Below are 24,178 nucleotides of genomic sequence, written 5' to 3' on the forward strand. Positions count from 1 at the left end.
GGCTGAACATGATTGGAATAGTAATGTTTTTCGTAGCCTTGTTTGCACTTTTACTTGGCTTCCCGGTCGCGTTCACCTTTGGTGGTATCGCGTTAATCTTTGGTGTTTGGGCTGAAGGCATCGAAATGTTCGCCTTCATGCCATATCGAATTCAATCGATCATGGAAAATACGGTGCTGATGGCCGTTCCATTGTTCGTTTTCATGGGGCTTGTTCTACAAAAGACCAAGCTTGCTGAGCAGTTGCTTGAGTCAATGGGACGACTGTTTGGTGGTGTTCGTGGTGGTATTGCGATCTCGACGGTACTTGTGGGTTCACTGCTTGCTGCTTCAACGGGCGTAGTAGGTGCTTCTGTGGTTGCTATGGGTCTTATCTCGTTGCCAGTTATGCTCAAGTACAACTACGACAAAGGCTTAGCCTGCGGCACTATTTGTGCGTCTGGCACGTTAGGGCAAATCATTCCGCCTTCTATCGTACTGATCTTATTAGGTGATGTACTCGGTGTGCCAGTAGGGGACTTGTTCCAAGCGGCGATTTGGCCGGGTGTAATGTTGGTGGGCGCGTATATCGTTTATATCTTGATATACGCAAAACTTAACCCAGAAGCGGCTCAACCAATTGAACGTGATGACTCAATTAGTCGTAAACAAGAAGTCATCAATGCACTGAAAGCTATCGTACCGCCACTCGCGCTGATCATTGTCGTATTGGGTTCTATCTTCGCGGGTGTTGCCACGCCGACAGAGTCAGCTGCATTAGGTGGCGCGGGTGCCTTAGTACTTGCTTTGCTGTACGGTCAATTCAGTTGGTCGATGGTGTATGAAGCGTCCAAAGAAACAGTGAAAGTCACGGCAATGGTCTTTGCTATCTTGCTTGGTGCGACGGCATTCTCGATGGCGTTTACTTATACTGGCGGTGATTATCTGGTTGAAGAGTGGATGCTGCAGTTGCCGGGTGAAAAATGGGGCTTCTTGATCATTACCATGTTGGTGATTTTGATTCTTGGTTTCTTCATCGACTTCGTAGAAATCTGTTTCATTATCGTGCCGATCATTGCGCCTGTTGCTGAACTGATGGGCATCAACATGACTTGGTTCGCTATCCTTATCGCGATGAACCTACAAACCTCCTTCTTAACGCCGCCATTTGGTTTTAGTTTGTTCTATTTGAAAGGGGTTGCACCGAAAGGCGTCACCACAAAAGACATCTACCGAGGCGTGATGCCGTTCATTCTGATTCAAATCCTCGTACTTGGATCACTTCTCGCTTTCCCTTCTTTCTATGGAATGTGAGTGAAGCCAAGAATGTGAATGATATGTTTCAACGGCTATCTATAAATTGCTAAAGTAAAACGGCTTATTGATGTTCAGTAAGCCGTTTTTTGTGAGGGAAAGGAATGCCTCTAAAAGCTAAGCTGATTTTGCTGACGCTACTCCCGTTGCTTCTGGTCACGGCGAGCATAAGTTGGATCTCGTTACACCAAACCAAGACGTTGGGTGCGAAAGAGGTTGAGATCTTCAGAGACAGCTTAATCAAGTCGCGTGAAAACGCCCTCAAAGACACGGTCGACCTCGCATTCGATGCGATCGAACATATCTACAACGACCCCGATATCAAAGAAGCCCAAGCCAAAAAAGAAGTTCGAACCATATTGTCTAAACTTAGATATGGCTCTGATGGTTATTTCTTCGCATATGATCGCCACGGAACCAATTTGGTTCATCCAATACAGCCGGAATTGATTGGAAAAAATCTGCTTCAATTGCAAGATGAAGATGGCGACTTTCTGATAGAAGCTCTGCTAAGAGAGGCGCAAACCGGAGGAGGATTCCACCAGTATTTGTGGCAAAAGCCCTCAACAGGGGAAGTGGTCTCTAAGCTGAGTTACGCCGCTTGGTTAGAGCGTTGGGATTGGATGATTGGCACGGGTTTGTATATTGAAGACGTGCACCAAGAAGTGGCTTCGATGCAGGCTGCGATCAACAAGAATATTGAAACCACGTTCTTCTCGATTGTGGTGATTCTTAGCGTGACGGTGGCGGTTATTATCGTGCTGACGTTGGCCATTAACATGCATGAACATCGAATCGCGGATAACAATTTAAAAGAGCTCGCCCATAAAACGGTGATGTTCCAAGAAGACGAGAAGAAGCATTTAGCGCGAGAGCTACATGACGGTATTAATCAATTATTAGTATCAAGTCGTTGCCACTTAGAACTACTTGGTAATAAGTTACAAAATGAAGACCTCAAAGCGCATTTGAATAAGTCGCAGCATTCATTGATGCGAGCGATCGAAGAGGTGAGGCACATCTCGCATCAACTTCGCCCAAGTTCTTTGGATGATATCGGCTTAGAAGCGGCGCTGTCTTCGTTGTTATTAGATTTTCAGGCGCACTCGGGTATTGAGGTTGAAACCTTGTTTAGTACTCAGCCCGGGAAATTGAAATCAGAGGCTGCGACGACCTTATATCGAGTGGTGCAAGAGTCCCTAAATAATATAGAGAAACACGCACAAGCGACCAAAGTAACGGTTATCGCGCAGCAAATTGGCAACGTGTTACAGCTTCTAATCCAAGACAACGGTGTCGGTTTCAACACCTATAAAGCGATGGAAAAACGAGGGATCGGTCTGCGTAACATGAGAGAGCGAGTGGAATTCATTGGTGGTGATTTTGAGCTGATGAGTGAGATTGGCCTTGGAACGGAAATTACAGTGTTACTGACACTAGAGGGATTAATGAATGAGTGAAGTTATTCGAGTTGTGATCGCTGACGATCACCAAGTGGTACTGGATGGCTTTATGGCGAGATTGGAACTTGAGCCAGATATTAGCGTGATAGGTACGGCCAGTAATGGATTAGAAGCGGTTGAGGTCGTTAAGTCTCTGCGCCCTGATGTGGTGTTGATGGACATCAGCATGCCTATCATGAACGGCATTGATGCGACCCATCTGATTAAAGAAGAAGACCCAGAAGCGAAAGTGTTGATGCTGACCATGCATAACAATCGTGAATACATCATGAAGGTGATGCAATCGGGCGCAGTCGGCTATATGTTGAAAGAGATTTCGGCTGAAAAAATGGTGCAAGCGATCAAAACGGTCAATCAAGGCTCGACCTATTTTTGTGAAAAAGTGACGCAGAATTTGTTTACTCAGCCGATTACTCCCACGCAATCTGTGAAAAATCCATTGAGCAGGCGTGAAGAAGCGGTATTGAAATTAGTCGCAAAAGGGGAGAGCAGTAAAGAGATCGCGAAGGGTTTGAATATCAGTTACCGAACGGTTGAAACCCACAGACAAAACATCAAGCATAAACTGGATATTCACTCTACGGCAGAGCTTGCTAAGTACGCTGTCAATTCGGGGCTTGTGGAGTAATCGTACGCTAAATGACACTAAATGTGTAATTTAATTACTAAATGTGTAATTCAGCCCTGCTTTTTGGAGGTTTTTTTAGTATTTTTGCGACAGGTTGATATTCTTCTTTTCGAAATTTAGGTGCAGAATGCAATGTTGCAAACTGTGCGCTACCAATTAGAGAGGAAGCATGGAGCCTGTAAAAGATAGGTATAGTATTGAAAATACCGATTATACAGTAGGACAAGATAACGTTCAGAAATGGGGTTTTGATGTTCATAACCCAGTATTTGGAATCAGTGCAGGAGCGATCATTGTCTTCTTGGTTGCACTTCTAGTCGCAGACCCAGAAACCGCAAAAGCGGCACTGGATGGAATCAAATGGAAAGTCATCGGTAACTTCGATGGTTTCTTCATGTGGGCAGCTAACATCTTCGTTATCTTCTGTTTTGCCCTCATTGTCTCCCCGTATGGCAAGATACGTATTGGTGGCAATGATGCCAAAGCAGAGCACTCTAACCTGTCTTGGATGTCGATGTTATTCGCCGCAGGAATGGGTATTGGCCTGATGTTCTGGGGTGTAGCTGAACCCGTCGCTTACTTTACTGGTTGGTATGAAACACCGCTCGGTGTTGAAGCTTATTCTCCTGAAGCGGCTAAGTTGGCATTAGGTGCAACCATCTACAACTGGGGTCTTCACGGTTGGTCGATTTACGCTGTTGTTGCTCTAGCCCTCGCTTTCTTCACATTCAATAAAGGCTTACCGCTTTCAATTCGCTCAATCTTTTACCCACTATTAGGTGATAGAACTTGGGGTTGGTTTGGTCATATTGTTGATATCGTTGCGGTATTGGCAACACTATTTGGCCTTGCAACATCATTGGGCCTAGGCGCACAACAAGCGACCAGTGGTATTAACCATGTGTTTGGTACCGATGGTGGTATTGGCATGCAGCTAGTTGTTATCGCAGTGGTTACTTTCTTAGCAACAATGTCAGTCATTCGCGGCATTAACGGTGGTGTAAAGGTTCTGAGTAACATCAATATGTTGGTTGCTTTGGGTTTACTTATCTTTGTGACGATCGCTGGTGGTATGGCGGGTATTAAAGCAATCCCAACCGCACTAATGGGCTACATTGAAAACTTTATTCCTCTAAGTAATCCTCATGGTCGTGATGATGAAACTTGGATGCAAGGCTGGACGGTATTCTACTGGGCTTGGTGGATGTCTTGGTCACCATTCGTTGGTATGTTCATCGCTCGTATCTCTAAAGGTCGTACTATTCGTGAATTCATCGTCGCTGTATTGTTCATCCCAACGACAGTAATCATCATCTGGATGGCTATTTTCGGTGGTATCGCGATTGATCAAGTGGCGAACAAGGTGGGTGAGATAGGCGTGAATGGTTTGCAAGATATTACGCTTTCTCTATTCCACACTTATGATGCGCTGCCAATGAGTTCTATGCTTTCTGTAGTATCGATTGGTTTGATTATGGTGTTCTTCATCACCTCGTCAGATTCAGGCTCATTAGTTATCGACAGCATTACTTCTGGCGGTAAAGTGGATGCCCCTGTTCCTCAACGTGTATTTTGGGCGTTGATGGGCGGTGCGATTGCAGCCGTTCTATTGTGGGTTGGCGGTACGGAATCCATTCAAGCACTGCAAGCTGGAACGGTATCAATGGCGCTACCATTTGCGTTCATATTATTGCTTATGTGCCTAAGCTTATTGTTAGGTTTACGAACTGAAAATCAATTAGTTAACCAGCAAAATGCTTTGAGCTAAAAGTATTTTCTGAATAAAGGTCGACAGGGTCGGCCTTTTTTTCGTCATATACTTAAGTGATTTCGTGAATTTTGTTTGAAAATTAATCGAACCGATTCTGGTTTACTGAAAACAATAAGTTAACCTGCTAAACTTCAGACATCCAAGTATTTGAATTATTGTGACAACAGCTTGTACTACTTGGATTGTATGTTCGAGTTTGTGATTAAGTCACAGGTAAGTAAGGAATACGAGGTCAATAGACCCTATTAGTATTCCGTAGAGAGGGATAATGACTAAAGGTATAGATAAATACAGTATCGACAGTACGGATTACACTGTCGGTCAAGATAACGTCCAAAAATGGGGTTTTGATGTTCATAACCCAGTATTTGGTATCAGTGCAGGACTTATTGCTTTGTTCCTGATCGGTATTCTGATTACAGATACCGCTTCAGCAAAGGCAGCACTAGATGGCGTTAAAGGCCAGATCATCAATTCGTTTGATTGGCTTTTCATCTGGTCGGGTAATGTTTTTGTTGTTTTCTGCTTAGGCTTAATTGTTTCTCCGTATGGTAAAATCCGCCTTGGTGGTGTTGATGCGACGGCAGATTACTCATTCTTCTCTTGGCTATCGATGCTGTTTGCCGCAGGTATGGGTATCGGCTTGATGTTCTGGAGTGTTGCTGAGCCAGCGGCTTACTTCACGGGTTGGTTTGAAACTCCGTTAGGTGTTGAACCAAATACACCAGAAGCTGCTAAGTTAGCGCTAGGTGCAACCATGTATCACTGGGGTCTACACCCTTGGGCGATTTATGGCGTAGTAGCACTGTCACTTGCGTTTTTCTCTTACAACAAGGGATTGCCTCTTTCTATTCGTTCTATTTTCTACCCAATCTTGGGTGATAGAGCGTGGGGTTGGGCTGGTCACATTGTTGATATTCTGGCGGTTCTTGCAACGCTGTTTGGTTTGGCGACGTCGCTGGGCTTAGGTGCACAACAAGCAGCAAGTGGTATTCAACATGTCTTCGGAATCGAGGCTGGCTTAGGGTTACAAGTTGTTGTTATAACCGTAGTAACGTTATTAGCGGTCGTGTCAGTGCTTCGCGGTATTGATGGCGGCGTTAAAGTTATCAGTAACATCAACATGTTGGTTGCTTTCCTACTGCTTATCTTAGTGGCTCTAATCGGCTATGCGGTGAGTTTAGGTTCTATCCCAACAACCTTTATGGCATACGTTGAAAACATCATTCCTTTGAGTAATCCTCATGGTCGTGAAGATGAAGCGTGGATGCACGGCTGGACTGTATTCTACTGGGCTTGGTGGATTTCATGGTCACCATTCGTAGGCATGTTCATCGCGCGTGTTTCAAAAGGTCGTACGGTTCGTGAGTTCATCACAGCGGTTCTGATTGTTCCAACGACTGTTACTATCATTTGGATGTCAGTATTTGGTGGCATGGCGATTGACCAAATCGTGAATAACGTTGGTATCCTTGGCCAAGATGGTTTGACTGATGTATCACTAGCGATGTTCCAAATGTTTGATGCTCTACCGTTCGGTACGCTGCTATCAATCATTGCGGTTATCTTAGTTCTAGTATTCTTCATTACGTCGTCTGACTCAGGCTCTCTAGTTATCGACAGCATCACTGCTGGTGGTAAAGTTGATACGCCTGTACCTCAACGTGTGTTCTGGGCGTTCCTAGAAGGTGCGATTGCTGTCGCTCTATTGTGGGTTGGCGGTACTGAAGCAGTACAAGCTCTACAAGCGGGCGCAATCTCTACGGCATTGCCATTCACCATCATTCTATTACTGATGTGTGTGAGCTTGCTAATGGGTATGCGTACAGAAAAACGCTAGGCTTTTTAAGCTGAAATCTACTGCAATTTATACGCAGTAGAACGGTAAATAATATGAAGGCAGAAGAGGAAACTCTTCTGCCTTTTTTGTTTCTTCTTTACCGTGTTTTTTGTCTATTTTTATCGTGTAAAGTGCGATAAAAATACTAATAACCGTAGAGATAATTCCGCCTTAAATTTGGCGACAAGCCAAGGAATTGACATTAGGTAAGCTTATGGTTTGCTTAAAATTATATTCCGATATTAAATTATAAAATCGCTCGAATTTAATACTGATATTGGGTAGTATGCGCGAGATTTCCCACTACTCGTGAAACTTTGACATGAAACTAACACTTAAGCAGAAGTTAATAGGTGCTAGCCTATCTGCTGTTGTCGTTATGGCAACAGCGTTAACTTGGTTATCAGCAAACCAATTATTTGAACAGACTCGTAACGGCGTATACCTGCGAGCTGAAAGCGTATCAGAAGCAGCATCTGAAGGTATTAAAAACTGGATTGATATCCGCACCGATATCGCATCAGCATTTAATGACTTTTCACGAGAGGATGATGTTGTTCCTTTCCTTAAGCAAGCTCGTGTAGCGGGTGGCTTTGACGATATCTTTTTAGGTACTCCAGAAGGCGGAATGTACCGTTCACATCCTGAACGTAATCGTGCAGATTACGATCCTCGTCAACGTCCTTGGTACCAAGAAGCAAACGCTGCAGGTAAGCAAATCATTACAACGGCTTACCAAGATGCGATCACCAAAGCATTGCTAGTAACGATTGCGGAACCTGTGCGTCATAACGGCAAACTTGTTGGTGTAGTGGGTGCAGACGTACTTATCGACCAATTGGTTAACGATGTAATCAGCCTTGATGTTGGTGACAACGCTTACGCAATGCTAATTGATGCCTCTGACGGCACATTCCTAGCACACCCAGATTCTGCACTGAGCCTGAAGCCGGTAAGCCAGCTTTCAAACGACATCTCTATGCCAATTATCGAAAACGCAGTGCGTACGGGTAGCATCGAGATCATCAAAGAACGTGGCGCTGAGAAGCTGCTTTACTTCACGAAGGTGCCTAACACTAACTGGATCTTCGCGGTTCAGATGGACAAAGCAACAGAAGAAGCGAACCACTCAACACTACTTACTCAGTTGATCACAACGGCTGTCATTATTACGTTAATTGTAATCGTATTAGTGTCTTGGTTAGTGAGCTTCCTATTCCGTGATTTGAACCGTGTTTCAGCGGCACTTGAAGAAATTGCTTCAGGTGAGGGCGACCTTACTCAACGTCTTGAGCCTAAGAGCGATGACGAGATTGGTAAGCTTGCTGAAAACTTCAACCGTTTTGTAGGCAACATGCACACCATGGTGATCAAGCTAAGCGAAGTATCTGCTGCGCTAGGTAACCAAGCACGTCAAACGGCTTCTCAAGCTGAAGAACGTAGTGCTCGTATCCAAATGCAACAAGACGAGATCAACATGGTAGCAACAGCCGTTAACGAAATGGCTGCAGCAACACAAGAGATCGCGGGTAACGCTGACCATACTGCACAGAACTCATCTGAAGCAGTTGGCGCGTGTGAGCATGGTACTGGTCAAGTAACACAGACTCAAAGCTCTATCCAAAACCTTGCTCAAGAAGTTCAAATCGCAACCAACGTGATTCTAGAGCTTGAAGAGCACGGCAACAGCATCAATGCTATCTTGTCTAACATTCAAGGTATTGCAGAACAAACGAACCTACTTGCACTTAACGCCGCTATTGAAGCAGCACGTGCGGGTGAACAAGGTCGTGGTTTCGCGGTTGTAGCGGATGAAGTTCGAGTTCTGAGCCAACGTACACACGGTTCAACGCAAGAGATTCAGCAAACGATTGAGTTGCTACAAGGTACAACAGGCAAAGCGGTTAGCATCATGAACGATAGCCGTAGTCTTGCTGAAACCAGTGTTGATGACGCGAACTCAGCGGCTGCAAGCCTAACGCAAATCCATGCTGCTGTTGAACGCATCAGCGACATGGCAACACAGATTGCTTCTGCTGCAGAAGAGCAAGCGTCAGTAACGTCTGAGATTACTCGTAACACTGAAGGAATCCGTGACGTATCTAACGAGCTAGCAGACGAAGCGCACCAAGCTGCAGAACAAGCAGCTCAGCTGTCTGAACTGTCTCACGAGCTAGAAAGTGAAATCAGCCGCTTCAAGCTTTAAGTGATTAATCTGTAATAGCATTATTTAAAAGCCGAATGTGAATATCACATTCGGCTTTTTTGTGCGTGCTAGTTAGAGTTATGAATCCAAACTAGTTGTTCGGGTAACCTGGGAATTTAGCTTTAAAGGCAACTCGCTTAGGGAAGTGCTGCTCCATAAATTTAATCATCGCAGGGTCGTTCGCTTGCAGCTCAGTGAACGTCGCAGAACTTAACTCATCAGCGCTGTAACCTTTATGGTTCAGGTCGTAGTAGGCATACAGAGAATAGGCTAGGTACTCTTGGTCATAAGATTCTGCATCTAAGTCTGCTTCATCCTTAGTCGAGTCTTTTCCGTTTGGAAAGTAAGAACCTGCAAGAATCGCTTTCTCATTGAGCACATCTAACTCTTTTTGCATCGTAGCCCATTTCGACGAAGATGATTGCACCGCTAGGTTCATCACACCGTAATCGTGAACAAAGTGAATGATCTCTTCAAACGCAGCGTCTCTTTGAGTGACTAGATCCGGTTTATTCTCGCCTGTTGTCGTGTCAGTAGTTTCAGTCGCGAACAGATCTTGGAAGCGGTAATTTTCTTCTAAGAAGTCACCAACTCTCTTATCCCAGTTTTGATCTGATAGGAATGCCATCGCAGCTTTACTGTCGTAAATTGCCTTAGTCACTTCAGCAGGGAAGCTATCAAGGTAGTACTCCATGATGTTCTTAACATGAGCGACCTTTGCTTCCGAATTGTTTGCAGATTTGTCTTCAATTAATAGTGGGATCTTATAGCCATGAGCTTCTACGCAAGTTCGTTGCTTGATGCCATTTGTAAGCAGCTCACCCGTTGTATTTGAGATAACAGAACAGTCAGCTGTAGGCACTCGTGAGAATGTCTCTGAGGCGCTTTGAGCGAAGGATGGAACAAATTGAATGCCATTACTTAATGTATTGCCTACACGAACATAGAGGTTCATAGGTCTCATTTGATCGATATTAAATTTGACGCCAATATTATCAAGAATGAATGGCTTATTGATGGTTACGGTGTCCGATTTTTTCCATCGAATGACGTTGTTTATGTCGTTTTCAACCTTGGCGATAGCAAGCTTTGCAAGTGTCTTTGTTGCGTTAAAGTTCTCGTAGTAAATATCGAAATTTTCAACGTTAAACGTTTTTCCTGCAGAGTTTGTTGCCGTTACTGAAAAGGTGATATCGGCATCTCTTTGAGTTTTGTAATTGCGCTCAGGAACGCCGTGAACTTGTGCGAAGCTGCCGCTAGATTTTAGATTATTACCATACTGAGTGATATCAATGTTCACGTTTTTGTCTGTACCCGCAGTAAGCGACTTCACGCTGAAATGCAGTGAGTAATTGCTTCCTAAGCTAACAACGGATTTTGCGCTTGATGCATCGATGACATTCTTTGACGCGCTAGTGTTATTGCTGTCGCCGCCACCGCATGCAGTGAGCATCGTAGTCAGAACAAGAGTTGGAATAGTGAGTTTGTATACCATAGGGAACCAAGTTATCTGCAAGCTATAAAGCCTGCATGTTACAAGAAATGGCATTTGCTCTTGGTAAGCCTTTGTAAGTTTTGTATTGATCACGCTTACAAATGAATAGCTTGTTATTTATTGAAGCTATTGGTTGTCGGTTAGGAGCTGTTCGGTAATAGAATTAAAGACACAAAAAAGCCCGAATATAAACTCGGGCTTTGGATGGTTTTCTTTATAACTTATGAGGCGCTAGATTGCCTGACGAAGTTGGAAATAACGTCCTGCTTCGTTTAACAGTTTCTCATGAGAGCCGTGCTCAACAATCTCGCCTTGTTCAATCAGAACGATAGAATCCATCGACTCTAGACCAATCAAACGGTGTGTAATGAAGATAACCGTCTTCCCTTCAAAGTGCTTCTCGAACAGTGTCATGATGCTGTGTTCTGTTTGCTTATCTAAGCCTTCTGTTGGTTCATCTAGAAGCAGGATAGGGGCATCATGAAGAATGGCACGTGCGATACCAATACGGCGCTTCTCACCACCAGACAGTTGACGACCACCGTCACCTAACCAGCTATCAAGTGCATTATTCTCAAGCAGCTTTTCTAGGCCAACGTTTTTTAGGATATTCGCTAAGTGATCATCGGTTGCTTCTGGTCTTGCAATCAACAAGTTGTCACGCAAAGTGCCATTTAGAATGTCGACACGTTGGCTTACTACACTGATTGATTCACGAAGCTGTGATTCGTTCCACTGAGTCAGTTCAATGCCCGCGATAGAGATGTAGCCCTTTTTAGGATCCCAGTAGCGAGTCAGTAGCTGAATCAGAGTCGATTTACCAGAACCCGTTTGACCAACAATCGCAACCTTGTTCGTGGCAGGGATCGTTAGGTCAACAGCGTTCAGAACGCTGCGCTCAGAGTCCGGGTAGTTAAACGTCACGTTTGAGAACGTAATATCAAGCGGCTTGTTGATGTCGAGTTTCTCTTCAGCAAACTGAACTTCAGGCTCCGACAGAATAACTTCGTTCAAGCGACGAGCAGAAGACAGAGTTTGACCTAAATGCTGGAACGCACCTGCAATTGGCATTAATAGCTCGAAGCTTGCCATGGTTGCGAATGCCATTAGCGCGATGAACGGGTCTGGTGCATTACCACCCACGCCGTCAGCCGCAAGCCAAAGCATAAGAACCAGCGTCAAACCGTTGAACAGCATCAATGCAGCCGAAGCCATACCGGTTAGGTTAGCGTTTACAAACTGATTAGCCATCAACTTTCGTTGCGTCTCTAGAATGGCATTACGGTAACGTTCTTCTGCACCGAATAGAGTCAGTTCGCTGTAGCCTTCAATCCAATCTAGCGTTGTCACACGAAGATCTGCTTTGTTCTGTGTCAGTTCACCGCCGTTACGCTTGCCCAGCTTGTAGAACAAGATTGGCCAAACCAACAGCATGATCAGAAGGATAGAACCCAAGATCAAACCAAGCGAACTATCGAACCACATCAAGAACAGAGTCAGGAAGAAGATCCCGAACACACCCACCGTCACAGGGCTTACTAAGCGCAAGTACACGTGATCCATCGCGTCGACATCAGCAACCAAACGGTTCAGAAGATCAGCATCACGAAGGTTTGAAATACGACCTGGGATCAGCGGAGCCAGCTTCTTGAAGAAGAAGATACGTAAATCAGTTAACAGTCTAAATGTTGCATTGTGGCTGACAACACGTTCACCCCAACGACCCGCAGTACGGCTCATTGCCAAACCACGTACACCACCACCCGGTAGCATGTAGTTGAAGGTTTCTCGTGCAATCGTAAGGCCTGCAACCGCAGAAGCTGAAATGAACCAGCCTGATAGCGTTAACAAGCCGATAGAAGCTGACAGAGTAGCAAAAGCCAATAGCATGCCTAGCGATAGGCCAAACCAATGCTTTTTATAGAGTTTCAGGTAAGGCAGTAAATCACGCATCTAAATTACCCTTATTATCTTGTTGAGCTAAGTTCGCGTTCAGCATCTCTTCAAACAAACCACCCGCAGTTGAAAGCTGAGAGTAATGACCTTGTTCAACCAGACCACCATCGCGCATAACCAGAATATTATCGACTGATTTAAGAGGAGCGAGTTGGTGCGTCACAAGTAGGGCAGTGCGGCTTTCAATGTTGCTATTGATGCCTTTCATCACTAACTGTTCGCTACGAGTATCTAGGCTGGCTGTTGGTTCATCTAACAACCAGAACTGACCGTCTTGAATCATTGCGCGAGCCAGAGCCAAACGTTGAGATTGACCAACAGACAGGCCGCCAGAGCGATCAGAAATCATGTAATCCAAGCCGTGCTCGTTTACAAATTCGCTAGCAAATGATTGCTCAAGTGCATTCTCGACAACTTGGTCAGCGATATCATGCTTACCAAGAGTGACGTTGTCACGAATGCTGCCGTGCAATAGCAACGGGTTTTGACCAACCCAGCTAATGGTTTTACGCCAAGAGGCTAAGTCGAGGTCACGGAGTTCAATACCATTGATTTTCAAGCTTCCTTCATAAGGCATGAAACCAAGGATAGCGTTGATCAAACTTGTTTTACCCGCACCACTTGGGCCAACTAACGCAGTTGATTGGCGAGTGTTCAATGCGAACGAGATAGGACCAACCAATTGAACACCTTCAGGGCTTAACACTTTTAGGTCGGTAGCTTCAATATTGATGCCTTGAGCCGGGTCGAGTTGAGTGTCGCCTGATTTAACCTTAGTGATGTCTGTTTCTAGGAACTCGACAATACTTTCGGCTGCGCCAACCGCTTGTTGCTTCGCGTGGTAGAAAGTACCTAAGTCACGTAGAGGTTGATAAAACTCTGGCGCTAAGATAAGGATAAACAAACCAGCGAATAGCGTAATGCCTGCACCGTAGTGGCCAAAGTTCAGCTCACCGATGTAGGTGAAACCAAAGTAAACCGCGGTCATCGCGATAGAGATAGACGTGAAGAACTCAAGTACCGCAGAAGACAAGAAAGCGATTTTCAACACATCCATGGTACGCGTTCTGAACACTTCAGATGCACCTTTAAGTACCTCTGTTTCAGCGTTGGTGCGATCAAATAGACGAATGGTTGTCATTGACTGTAAACGGTCGTAAAAGTGACCTGAAAGACGCTGCAGCGCTTTGAAGTTTTTACGGTTTGCATCGGCCGCTTTCATACCAACAAGTGCCATGAACATAGGTACCAGTGGAGCAGTAATCAAGAAGATCAGTCCTGCTGCCCAGTTTACTGGGAACACCACAACCAAAATAATGAATGGAATCATTACAGATAAAGACATCTGAGGTAAGTAACGAGAGAAGAAGTCTTGCATGTCTTCTACTTGTTCTAGCAACAGCGTTGCCCACGTACCGGCAGGTTTACCTTTAATGTAAGCAGGGCCTAACTCACGTAATTTATCTAGGATGAGTTGCCTGATGTAGACACGGATCTGTTCACCACAGCGATAACCTGCGATTTCACGTCCCCATGTACAGCCAGCACGGCCAACGACCGATAATGCCAAGCCTGCGAAATGACCAACCAGTTCAGATTTATCGACGTTATCGATGATCAGCTGGTGAAGAATAGAGGCGAGAAGAGCTGCTTGAGCAATTAGGAACACGCTTGAAAGTACGCCAAGGCTAATCGCAATCATAAGCCAGCGTTTCGCTAACTTACTCTGTTGCTTAAGCCACTTGTTCAAGCTGCGTTGTTTTTTCTTATCCATTATGAAGGCTTAATGATAATTATTATTTGTTGAGGGCGGCTAGTATACAAAAGAAAGCCCAGTGGATATACCACTGGGCTCTAGGGATTTACAACAAAATGTGATGACACCCTGCATCTACTGAGGTGAGGGCTTCGATATTTAAATCTGCAATCTCAGATTTACTTATCGTTAAGGCCATCTAGGAAGCGTTCAGCATCCAGTGCAGCCATACAACCTGTACCAGCAGAAGTGATTGCTTGGCGGTAGTTGTGGTCCATTACGTCACCCGCAGCGAATACGCCAGGGATGCTGGTTTGTGTCGCGTTACCTTCAAGACCAGACTGAACAATGATGTAGTCATCTTTCATGTCGACTTGGCCTTTGAAGATTTCAGTGTTTGGTTGGTGACCGATAGCAATGAACGCGCCCATTACCTCGATGTCTTCTGTCTTATCAGACTGAGTATCTTTAATACGAACGCCAGTTACGCCCATATCGTCGCCTAGAACTTCGTCTAGCGTGCGATCAGTGTGAAGAACAATGTTGCCGTTCTCTACTTTGTCCATTAAACGCTTCACTAGAATCTTTTCAGCGCGGAACGTGTCACGACGGTGAACTAGGTGAACTTCAGACGCGATGTTCGATAGGTAAAGTGCTTCTTCAACAGCCGTGTTACCACCACCAACAACCGCAACTTTCTGGTTGCGGTAGAAGAAACCATCACACGTTGCACAAGCAGAAACGCCACGGCCTTTAAATGCTTCTTCAGAATCTAAACCTAGGTACTTAGCTGATGCACCCGTTGAGATGATCAATGCATCACACGTGTACTCGCCAGAATCGCCTTTAAGACGGAAAGGGCGGTTAGATAGGTCTACTTCGTTAATGTGGTCGAACAGGATCTCTGTTTCAAAGCGCTCTGCGTGCTCTTTCATGCGATCCATTAGAGCAGGGCCCGTTAAACCTTCAGGATCACCCGGCCAGTTTTCTACTTCTGTCGTGGTTGTAAGCTGACCACCTTGCTGCATACCGGTAACCAGTACTGGGTTTAGGTTTGCACGAGCAGCGTAAACTGCAGCTGTATAGCCAGCAGGGCCAGAACCAAGAATCAATAAATTACAGTGCTTTACGTCGCTCATGAGGACTCCGAAATTGAAATTGTTTTTATTTATAATCGCTTAGGATTGTATGGAAAATATGGAGGCAATAAAAGTGTAAACAAGGGCAGAAGTGTAATTAATCGTTATAGGTTAGAACTTAATGAAGACAAACGTTTTCGTGGCTTAAAGATCGGCGAAACCACCGTCTTCCTCATGGATTGTTGCTGCCGTCTTTTTGATTTCGAACCGCCATATCAAAATATGATCAAATAACTGTATATAAAAACAGTATTTGATTATAAGATTGCACGCACGTTTGATAGGCAACGTTAGAAAGATGAGGAACGAGCAATGAACTTACTCCCAACAGGCACACAGCTAGGTAAATTGGAACTACTGGAAGTGTATCAAGACGTCTTAGGGCCGAAGTGCTTCACGGTTAAGAATGAAAACACCCAAAGGTTTATGGTGTATTGGAGTGGGGATTACGACAACGGCCAATGCATTAAGTGGGCTTACATTCCGGTAACCAAACCATTGCTGGCCAGCTTGTTAAACAAAGAAGTGAGTTTTCACGATGCGTTCTACCGTTCAGACAAACTTTACCTAGCGACTATCTACACAAACGAAGTAGGGAAGCCCGCGAAAGTCGAATTACTGAATGCAACGAACAAGCACTTAGTCAACCTACCGCCCGTTGATTTTGACATCGATCTTGAAGAAGCTTGTGTGTTTTAGTTAATTATATTTGCTGTGAAGCGTCGCGAAATGAGCAAGAGTTTAGAGAGCCGAATGACCAAAGAGGAGGCAGCAGAACTATGCTTCAAGCAGATAAAACAATTTTAACTGGAGCAAAGAAATACCTTGTTAGATTAACCAGTCCTTCTTTTAGGTTATATCAAGGAGAAAAAGCCGGGCTTGTTCAGTCCGGCTTTTATTTGGAAATAATTTAACAAACTAAAGTCTAATATAGAGAGTAACTCTCTAACGAATAGTTAGCCTCTACAGCAACATCTAAAGGCTTAAGTATTAGTGCTTTTAATTCCTGTTCTGTATATCTAAACAATAAGCTTTGCAGTTCTTCGTTATAATCGGATGGCGCTTCAATTCTAGTCTCTTTGTCAAATACCGCCGACAGAAAATCCGAAGACTCCTTTTCAAGGCAAGATTTGGCATCGTCTAAATTGAAAGTAATAACATTCATTAACCTTAAGTAAGTAATATTTTCTATAAAGTCAGAATCGTATTTTGAGCAAGTAAACTGAAAAGGGGCTTTTGTGCGAGATATCCAAAGCTCCGCCAATAAACTTACATGCTTGGCACTAAGCTTTGTCAAGTTATCGAACGATTGATCCACCAAGCAAGAAATAATGCATTGTGCTGGGTACAATCCTTCATGCTCTGGTAATAGATTTGCGACCTCTAAAAGCTCTTCATCGTTTAGTAAATAGTACAAATTACTTAAATGGAAATTGATATTTCTAATACAAATTCGTGTTTTAATTTCTTTGGAGCCTAGGTTGATACCAAAACCGTCTATCACGCCTTTTAAGCTCGTTAAATGGAATTTTTTACGGTCTAATAAAAAGTTATCGAAACGATCTATTGTCCAACGTCTTGGATTTGTTCTGAAAAAATTGGCTTTGCTTATGTGCTTCAAAAATCTATCAAAGGTATCAGTTGTTACATCGCTTCGAACTCGATTAATTGGCAGAAATATGTTCTTTTTGCGCAAGTGAGACTCGATATCATCTAATCGGTCTAAGTTACCTGAAATGAAAAGGTTTACTATTTCAAAAAACTTAATGTGATTGTTTTGACCACTTTGACTTACCATTAAATTTGACCAATTTTCACGCGTTATAAAGTCTAACTTTTCTAAATTTACGCTGAGTTCTTGAGGTAGATGGGTCTTAACATAAGCGACGATGGTATCCAATTCTTCTCGATCGCAAGGGATAGAAATATCATCGACATACCTGAAGTATCCTTGACCAAATTGAGCAATCATAAGATTATCGAAGTCTCGCAAATATTCTTGCGCGACTATATGTGAGAGGTTTATTCCAATAGTCAAACCGCCATTATCTGCAACTACAGCATCGCGTAATAAACTTACGTTTCCGTGGCGTTTATAGAATTTCTCTAGCGCCTTACTATCGTCAATAGAAGTATAAAACTTTTTAATATCAACGATTAAAACGCCTTCTTTTTTATTATCATTCATGAATGTGGTGATTCCATCATTCATTTCGGTATACATCTTGAAGTAATTTTCAAAACTACTAAAAGATTTAGTTCCGGCTGTCGGTAATTGGTAGCTAAAAACTGACTTAGACACGTCGTAATCACTGTCGGACAACTTATATAAAAAACTTGATTCGATCAAGGCGTTAGTCGGTGACGGTACATACATTGAACGATATGTCTTATCCTTTAAACCTTCCTTGTATATCTGATATTTTCGTTTGTCGAAAGAGTCACTGACTTTGAGTTTTCTGTCTAAAACTTTTGGAAGTAATGAGTCAATATTGTCATCATCGAATTGATTTAAAAGACATTTTATGCCGAGGCAGGTAATCGGCGAGACAAATTTATAGTTATTGATTGCTCGAACTGCAATTTTCTTTGCAACGCTCATTACTCATTCCTCGTATTTAAATGAACAGAAACAGAGCTTTGTACAACGCGATCATTAACGGGGTCAACCCATTCAAATCGTGGCTTTATATTTAAAATTTTACTGAATATTTTGCCCTTAAACATTGTAGTAACAGCGCCTGCAATACTTTTCAGAAACTTCATACCTTTATTTGAGCTAGGTTCAACATGTATCAAAGTGAAGTTTTGGTTAGCAAATGAACCTTGGATCAGATCTAATGATGGTTTGATCTCTTGATAATTGTCATGGCCAACACCGTTAAATGCAGAAACCAAAATAAAATATTCATTACATTTTATAGCTTTAACATTATCAACAAGGTTAGAAGTAGATGTTATATCAAATGCGTCCCAATGATGAATTTCATAGGTCACATGTATATTGCACGCAGTAAATCGAGCAAGAGAAGCATCTATCATATGAGATAAAATACCTGAAACATGGTTAGAGTAGTCCGCTGCGTAAATATGTACTTTTAACTTGGTTGGTGGCGCTAGACCTGCGTCACGTAAGTCGCACAAAGTATGCAGTAAAGATAGCGACCCAGCTCCAGTACCGCAAGGGATATCAACTAAGCAAACTTCTCCATTGTAAAACGATGAACTAAATTGACTTGCGGCATCTACAAACTTTTTGTCAGGGTCAATCATTACATATTGAAGTCGAACACAAGAGTTTGAAAAACGAGTACAGAAGTGCTCTTCTGTTGCCTCAAGGGTATCGCCTCCAATTGGTCCTTCGTCGTCTTCTTTTCGGGTATATTTTGACGCTTCCTCATATTTGTCCATGGCCTTTAGCTTTTCGACAAATATTCGTGCCAACTCAGGAGGCAAGATCAATTGCTTTTGTTCGTTAACTAGTGGGTGAGCTGTCATACGATAGTTGAGTACTCAATAATGGGGGATTACGGCCATTATACTATTGCTAAATCAATAAGATAGTAAATAGTCAATATGTGGATATAAAATCAGTTCCTTAATGTTTATAGAACGTGTTGTTACGTCGAACTTACCCGTGATATATCACGAGGATTCACTGTGAACAGTATTAAAGGGATAAGTTTCAGTATGAAAAATGTACATTAATATGATGCGTATGAGTAAAAGCTTAACTTTGAATGAGGCATTAACGTGTTAGCGATGAACGCCTAACATTTGTGAACGTCTAACATTGGTGAATACCTGCCGATGATCTTGAAGTTACGTCCGTTGTTATGACTGATTTCAAAAGCTTCATGCTCTTAGTTGTTAGAAACTACAAAGTAAATTCCTCTCGCAATATTCCATTTCAAGCAATTCACATAAACCACATTATCAATTCGAGTTAGGTACGCGCCATTTGAAACTTGGCATTGTCGCCATTCAGTTGTTTTATTGAGCATAACAATAGGTGTTTGAGGCTAGAGCTTAGTGAAGACAGACGTTTTCGTGACTGAAAGGTCAGTGAAGCTGCGGTGTAAAAGGAAGTAAATTGATTTGAGGGCGGCCGAGTTCCCCCCGAACTCGACCTGTTCCAGACGCGCAAGCAAAGGCGTTTGGTTTCTGGCGTACTCATAAATTAACCAATTTCAGTTTGTTGTGTAAATAATCAATAGCTTGGCAATTGATAGGTAGGTCGTATTTTGCTGTGTAAAAGCATAGAAATGAATGATGGCGAGCGTGGTACTTGAGTTCATGCAAGGAGGCTGGCGTATTGAAGCGAAAGGGCTGACACAATATGAAACATGGCTCGCCAGTTAATAATATCGTTAGATTTAAATTTGTAGGGATTTATAACTAGCTAGTGGAGTGTGCTAGTTTTAAGAGTTGGTCATCTTTTATTCTGGTGTTATACACTGCTTTTTATTTTCAAATTGGATTTAGTGTCTGAATTATTAAATCTGACGGGATAAATGATTGTTTAATGTTGATTTGACAAGATCTTCAAGTATCCTTTATGTAAACAAAACGTTAAATATCGAAAGTAAATTAACAATCATTAAGGAGTCGATGATGTTACATGCTCACGAAAATACCCTACATATTACCCACCTCAGTAACCACGCGGTTGAGGAGTTGTCACCATCATTCTCTAAGCTTCCAAGCACAGAGCATGCGGATGGCCAGTTCCGATTGAGAAGATACTCGGTGGTTCAATTCAGTAATGGACAAGTCGTTGAGCAAGACAAACATAACTTTGTTCAGTCTGAAAACATTAATCACTTTCAAGGTGACGTTGTTCGTCAGTTCGAGCCGATTGAAGCGAAGATTCTAAGCAGTGAAGGCATGCAGGAAATGTGTGAACTGTTTATTGAAACCAATGGGCTTGAAGACGGGCAAGAAATCGAAATCCATCAGATCCGCATTGCCGCTATTTTTGAAGAAACTCAGGTTGCTCCTGAAGGGGTTCACCAAGATGGTTTTGACCACATCGCTTTGATCGGCGTGAACCGACATAACATTGTGGGTGGTGAAATCATGCTGTATCAAGACTCACATGAAGCGCCATTCTTTAGAAAAGTGTTAGGCGATGGCGAGGTTGCGATGCTGGCAGACAGTAAGCTTTGGCACAATGCACAACCGATTCGCACCATAGACCACGATGAGATGGGCTACATGGATGTGTTTGTTCTAACAGCTAAGGATGCGCGCAATGTCCTTCACTCTTAATGATGTGCGCCAACAGTTTAGTGCTTTAGGCCAATATCATAACGGCAAGCCGGTGACCTTTTTTGATGGTCCGGGTGGATCTCAGGTGCCTGAGAATGTTTTAGCTTCAATGACCGAATACCTAGGGCATTTCAATTCAAACCTAGGCGGCCACTATTTTTCTAGCCAAAAGACCACAAGCTTAATGCAGCAAGCGCGAGAAGCGGCGCAAGCACTGCTTAATGCGGAGTCTTCTGGCAACGTTGTGTTCGGTGCGAACATGACATCTCTGACCTTCCAACTGAGCCGAGCGATCAGCCGCGATTGGAAAGAGGGCGATGAAGTTATCGTCACGGCGTTAGATCATTACTCAAATGTATCGAGCTGGCAGCAAGCGGCAGACGACAAAGGCGCGATTGTTCGCCAAGTTCGTGTAGACGAGTCGGATTGCAGTTTGGATATGGCGCATTTTGAATCGCTGCTTAACGAGAAAACCAAACTTGTCGCGGTGACGTTTGCTTCGAACACCACAGGCTCGATTGTCGACATGGCGAAAGTTATCGAGCTTGCACATCAGCATGGTGCGCAGGTTTATGTCGATGCCGTGCATTACGCACCGCATCATTTGATTGATGTTCAGCAGCTGAATTGTGATTTCTTAGCGTGTTCAGCGTACAAGTTCTTCGGCCCGCATGTGGGCATTGCTTATGTTGCGCCTCAATGGCTACACACGTTAAAGCCTTACAAGGTTGAGCCTGCAACCAATATCGGCCCAGGTCGATTTGAGACAGGTACGCAAAGCTTCGAAGGCCTTGCCGGTGTGATTGCGGCGGTGGATTACTTGGCGCAGTTAGGTGATCCCGCCGATTCATTACGTTCTCGTTTAGAGCAAAGCTACGCGCTTTATAATAAGCATGAAAGCCAACTCAGTGAGTACTTCCTTAAACGCTTGTCCGATCTTGAAGGGGCAAAGCTTTACGGGAAAACCGAATTTGATTCGAACCTAAGAACCCCAACGTTTGCGATTACCTTTGATAATCACTCTCCAGAGTTCATCGCTAAGAAGTTAGGTGAACATAATATCTGTGTGTGGAACGGACATTTCTACGCATTAGGTTTGGTGAAGCAGTTGGGTATTGAAGAGCAGGGCGTGGTGCGTATTGGGTGTATGCATTACAACTCGATTGAAGAGATCGACTTGTTGTTTAATGTGCTTGAAGGGATCTTACGAAGTCACTAGCGAGTAGCCACTAGCACTTTAATAGCTACAAAATTAGAAAAGAGCATACTTCTCTCAATAATATTGAGTAGGAAGTGTGCTCTTTTTGTTTGATTGAACTTATATCTGTTTAACGGCAGTTATTCTATTAGGACGGTCACTAAGACTAAAGCCGCTAATCGCTAATCGCTAATCGAAAAAGCCCTTGATTTAATTAAGACAGGTGCTTAACCAGAGTTGCACCTACAGCGTGCGCGCTGGTTGGGTTTTGGCCAGTAATCACTCGCTCATCAACAATCACAAGCTCTTGCCAAGGTTGAACCTTGTTGAAACGCGCTGCGCTGCGAGCAAGAGACTCTTCCAATAAGAACGGAATGTCATTGATGGTGCCAAAGTCGATCTCTTCTTCACGAGTAAAGCCAGTCACCGATTTAGAGCTCAGTAACTTCTCGCCGTTGCTCAGAACAATCGGAAGCAGGGCTGCTGGGCCGTGACATACAGATGCGATCACACCGCCATCTTCATAGTGCTTAGCCGCCATCGCTGCGAATTGCTCGTCAGTTGCTAAGTCAGAAAGCAAACCGAAACCACCTGGGTAGAAGATAGCGTCGTAGCTTTCTACGTTAATTTGGCTTACTGGAATCGTGTTGTTGATACGGTTCTGGAAATCATCATCAGCCAAGATCTCAGCGTTTACTGAATCCCCTTCAATATCGGTTCCGTACAATGGGCCTTTGCCACCCTTGATAGAAGCGATGTCGTACTCAAAACCCGCAGCAATGATCTCTTTCAGAGCATGAGTCAGTTCAGGCGCGTAAGTACCGTTCGCTTGATCTGTGTCGCCTAGTGTTGCGTGGTTAGTTACAGGTATTAGTATTTTTTTCATGATTCGTCCCTTTGAGCACGTTTGTTTGGTTTCAGCGTCGTTGTTTAGACATCCGCGTTTTTAAGACAGACATTCGGTTTTATTAATAGAGATGCCGCTGTTTCGTTACCTGTAATACTAGTAGTAAACCATTTGAGTGATAATATGCCGAATAGGCAAAACATTATTGCTATATAGCAATAGTCGGATGTGAATTAGTCGAATGTGAATTCGTTAGACGTAAACAGGTGAAGTATGGATAGCTTTGAAGGTATTAATGAGTTTGTTGCGGTAGCTGAATGTCACGGCTTTTCTGCAGCAGCAAAACAACTGGGTTGCAGTACCAGTCATGTAAGCCGCCAAGTTTCAAGGTTAGAAGAGAGAGTGGGTGTGGCACTGCTTGCACGCTCTACACGAATGGTGAGCCTGACCGAATCGGGTCACACCTATTATCAGCAGTGTAGAGATTTGGTCATTGGGCTTCAGCAAGCGAACGAGCAAGTGACTTCTCAGCAGGCTCAGCTTAGCGGTACTTTGCGTGTGAGTGCCGCAGGCGCGTTTGCAGAAAACCATGTCGCGGCGGCGCTGATGGCATTTGCTAAAGATCATCCTGAGCTCACCATAGAAATGAATTTCAATACCAAGATGGTTAACTTCATCGAAGATGGCATCGATTTCGCGATTCGTTATGGCCGATTGGACGATTCAGGATTGGTGGCAAGAAAGCTCGTCGATCGCCCGATGGCGGCGGCAGCCAGTAAAGACTACATAGAGCAATTTGGTACGCCGACTCATCCAGAGCAGTTAAAAATGCACAGCTGTATTATCGCCAACAGTGATCAGTGGCTATTTGAGAAAGAGGGTAAACCGTTAAATGCGGTGCGAGTGCATGGGCGCTGGCGCAGCAACAATTCGAGTGCAGTACTGAAAGCATGTGAAGAGGGGCTTGGTGTTGTCTACCTACCCAAAAGCAGCTTCAATGGTGGCCTTAGTAATGGAAAGCTTGTCCCAGTGCTTGAAGAGTATTGGGGAGCAGGAACCAGCAGTTGGGTCGTATATCAAAACCGCCGTTTTTTACCCCAGAGAGCAAGACTAGCGATCGACTTCTTAGTCGCTTACTTTTCGGACTGGAATGAATAACCGACAAGGTTTCAAGCTAACAGCCACAAGATAGAAGTGAATAATGAACGGATTTGAAAAGAGTCGTGATTAGCGCTAGCTACCTATTTGAAAGCGGAAAACAGAAAAGCTAATGCTTACATAGATATACGTTATCTTTTTTTGTTTTTTGACGCGAG

The 24,178-nt window shown here is 43.7% G+C and carries 17 protein-coding genes; 10 read left to right on the forward strand and 7 right to left on the reverse strand.

Annotated elements, in window-relative coordinates; genetic code table 11:
- Positions 1-8: 8 nt before the first annotated feature.
- The 6 genes from AACU28_RS14755 (at position 9) to AACU28_RS14780 (ending at position 9,200) form a co-directional block, all read left to right on the forward strand.
- Positions 9-1,292: a TRAP transporter large permease gene (locus tag AACU28_RS14755; protein ID WP_017083881.1), complete on the forward strand. Its 1,284-nt coding sequence runs from the start codon at positions 9-11 to the stop codon at positions 1,290-1,292.
- Positions 1,293-1,396: 104 nt separating this feature from the next.
- On the forward strand, positions 1,397-2,752 hold the full coding sequence (locus tag AACU28_RS14760) for a cache domain-containing protein (RefSeq protein WP_017078693.1): 1,356 nt from the start codon (positions 1,397-1,399) through the stop codon (positions 2,750-2,752).
- On the forward strand, positions 2,745-3,383 hold the full coding sequence (locus tag AACU28_RS14765) for a response regulator transcription factor (protein ID WP_004733393.1): 639 nt from the start codon (positions 2,745-2,747) through the stop codon (positions 3,381-3,383). The genes AACU28_RS14760 and AACU28_RS14765 overlap by 8 nt, the downstream gene beginning before the upstream one ends.
- Positions 3,384-3,552: 169 nt before the next feature.
- The gene (locus AACU28_RS14770) at positions 3,553-5,151 is read left to right on the forward strand and encodes a BCCT family transporter (RefSeq protein WP_004733394.1); all 1,599 of its coding nucleotides are present in this window, start codon (positions 3,553-3,555) and stop codon (positions 5,149-5,151) included.
- A gap of 271 nt (positions 5,152-5,422) precedes the next feature.
- On the forward strand, positions 5,423-6,994 hold the full coding sequence (locus AACU28_RS14775) for a BCCT family transporter (protein WP_004733395.1): 1,572 nt from the start codon (positions 5,423-5,425) through the stop codon (positions 6,992-6,994).
- 322 nt (positions 6,995-7,316) lie between these two features.
- Positions 7,317-9,200 carry a methyl-accepting chemotaxis protein gene (locus tag AACU28_RS14780; protein WP_121603126.1) on the forward strand — a complete coding sequence of 628 codons (1,884 nt, stop codon included), beginning with the start codon at positions 7,317-7,319 and terminating at the stop codon, positions 9,198-9,200.
- 91 nt (positions 9,201-9,291) lie between these two features.
- Here the strand turns inward: AACU28_RS14780 and AACU28_RS14785 are convergent, their stop codons facing one another.
- From AACU28_RS14785 to trxB, 4 genes are all read right to left on the reverse strand, one after another.
- The gene (locus AACU28_RS14785) at positions 9,292-10,695 is read right to left on the reverse strand and encodes a hypothetical protein (protein ID WP_121603127.1); all 1,404 of its coding nucleotides are present in this window, start codon (positions 10,693-10,695) and stop codon (positions 9,292-9,294) included.
- Positions 10,696-10,926: 231 nt separating this feature from the next.
- Entirely contained in the window at positions 10,927-12,648 is a 1,722-nt protein-coding gene (cydC, locus tag AACU28_RS14790; RefSeq protein ID WP_121603128.1) for a heme ABC transporter ATP-binding protein/permease CydC, read from the reverse strand.
- On the reverse strand, positions 12,641-14,425 hold the full coding sequence (gene cydD, locus AACU28_RS14795; protein WP_121603129.1) for a heme ABC transporter permease/ATP-binding protein CydD: 1,785 nt from the start codon (positions 14,423-14,425) through the stop codon (positions 12,641-12,643). The genes cydC and cydD overlap by 8 nt, the downstream gene beginning before the upstream one ends.
- A 161-nt stretch (positions 14,426-14,586) precedes the next feature.
- Entirely contained in the window at positions 14,587-15,546 is a 960-nt protein-coding gene (trxB, locus tag AACU28_RS14800) for a thioredoxin-disulfide reductase (protein ID WP_012603688.1), read from the reverse strand.
- 312 nt (positions 15,547-15,858) lie between these two features.
- On the opposite strand from trxB, the gene AACU28_RS14805 reads away from it, so the two are divergent.
- On the forward strand, positions 15,859-16,245 hold the full coding sequence (locus AACU28_RS14805) for a DUF6575 domain-containing protein (protein WP_121603130.1): 387 nt from the start codon (positions 15,859-15,861) through the stop codon (positions 16,243-16,245).
- A 226-nt stretch (positions 16,246-16,471) separates the two neighbouring features.
- Here AACU28_RS14805 and AACU28_RS14810 read toward each other — a convergent pair whose 3' ends face one another.
- A complete protein-coding gene (locus AACU28_RS14810; protein WP_121603131.1) occupies positions 16,472-18,148 on the reverse strand; it encodes an RNA-directed DNA polymerase in 1,677 nt (558 codons plus the stop codon).
- Complete coding sequence (locus AACU28_RS14815) at positions 18,148-19,044, reverse strand: hypothetical protein (RefSeq protein ID WP_102450586.1); 897 nt, start codon at positions 19,042-19,044, stop codon at positions 18,148-18,150. Before AACU28_RS14815 ends, AACU28_RS14810 begins: the two co-directional genes overlap by 1 nt.
- 1,116 nt (positions 19,045-20,160) lie before the next feature.
- On the opposite strand from AACU28_RS14815, the gene AACU28_RS14820 reads away from it, so the two are divergent.
- Both AACU28_RS14820 and AACU28_RS14825 read left to right on the forward strand, forming a co-directional pair.
- Positions 20,161-20,817, forward strand: coding sequence for a 2OG-Fe dioxygenase family protein (locus AACU28_RS14820; RefSeq protein ID WP_004733405.1), 657 nt, complete (start codon positions 20,161-20,163; stop codon positions 20,815-20,817).
- The gene (locus AACU28_RS14825; protein ID WP_121603132.1) at positions 20,801-22,036 is read left to right on the forward strand and encodes a cysteine desulfurase-like protein; all 1,236 of its coding nucleotides are present in this window, start codon (positions 20,801-20,803) and stop codon (positions 22,034-22,036) included. The genes AACU28_RS14820 and AACU28_RS14825 overlap by 17 nt, the downstream gene beginning before the upstream one ends.
- Before the next feature lie 193 nt (positions 22,037-22,229).
- On the opposite strand, the gene AACU28_RS14830 is transcribed toward AACU28_RS14825, so the two are convergent.
- Positions 22,230-22,901 (reverse strand): type 1 glutamine amidotransferase domain-containing protein, encoded by a 672-nt coding sequence (locus tag AACU28_RS14830; RefSeq protein ID WP_121603133.1) that lies wholly within the window; start codon positions 22,899-22,901, stop codon positions 22,230-22,232.
- A gap of 234 nt (positions 22,902-23,135) precedes the next feature.
- On the opposite strand from AACU28_RS14830, the gene AACU28_RS14835 reads away from it, so the two are divergent.
- Positions 23,136-24,020 (forward strand): LysR family transcriptional regulator, encoded by an 885-nt coding sequence (locus tag AACU28_RS14835; RefSeq protein ID WP_121603134.1) that lies wholly within the window; start codon positions 23,136-23,138, stop codon positions 24,018-24,020.
- Positions 24,021-24,178 lie beyond the last annotated feature (158 nt).

The sequence above is a fragment of the Vibrio sp. SBT000027 genome (genome assembly GCF_963894355.1).
In the GTDB taxonomy this organism is placed as follows: domain Bacteria; phylum Pseudomonadota; class Gammaproteobacteria; order Enterobacterales; family Vibrionaceae; genus Vibrio; species Vibrio splendidus.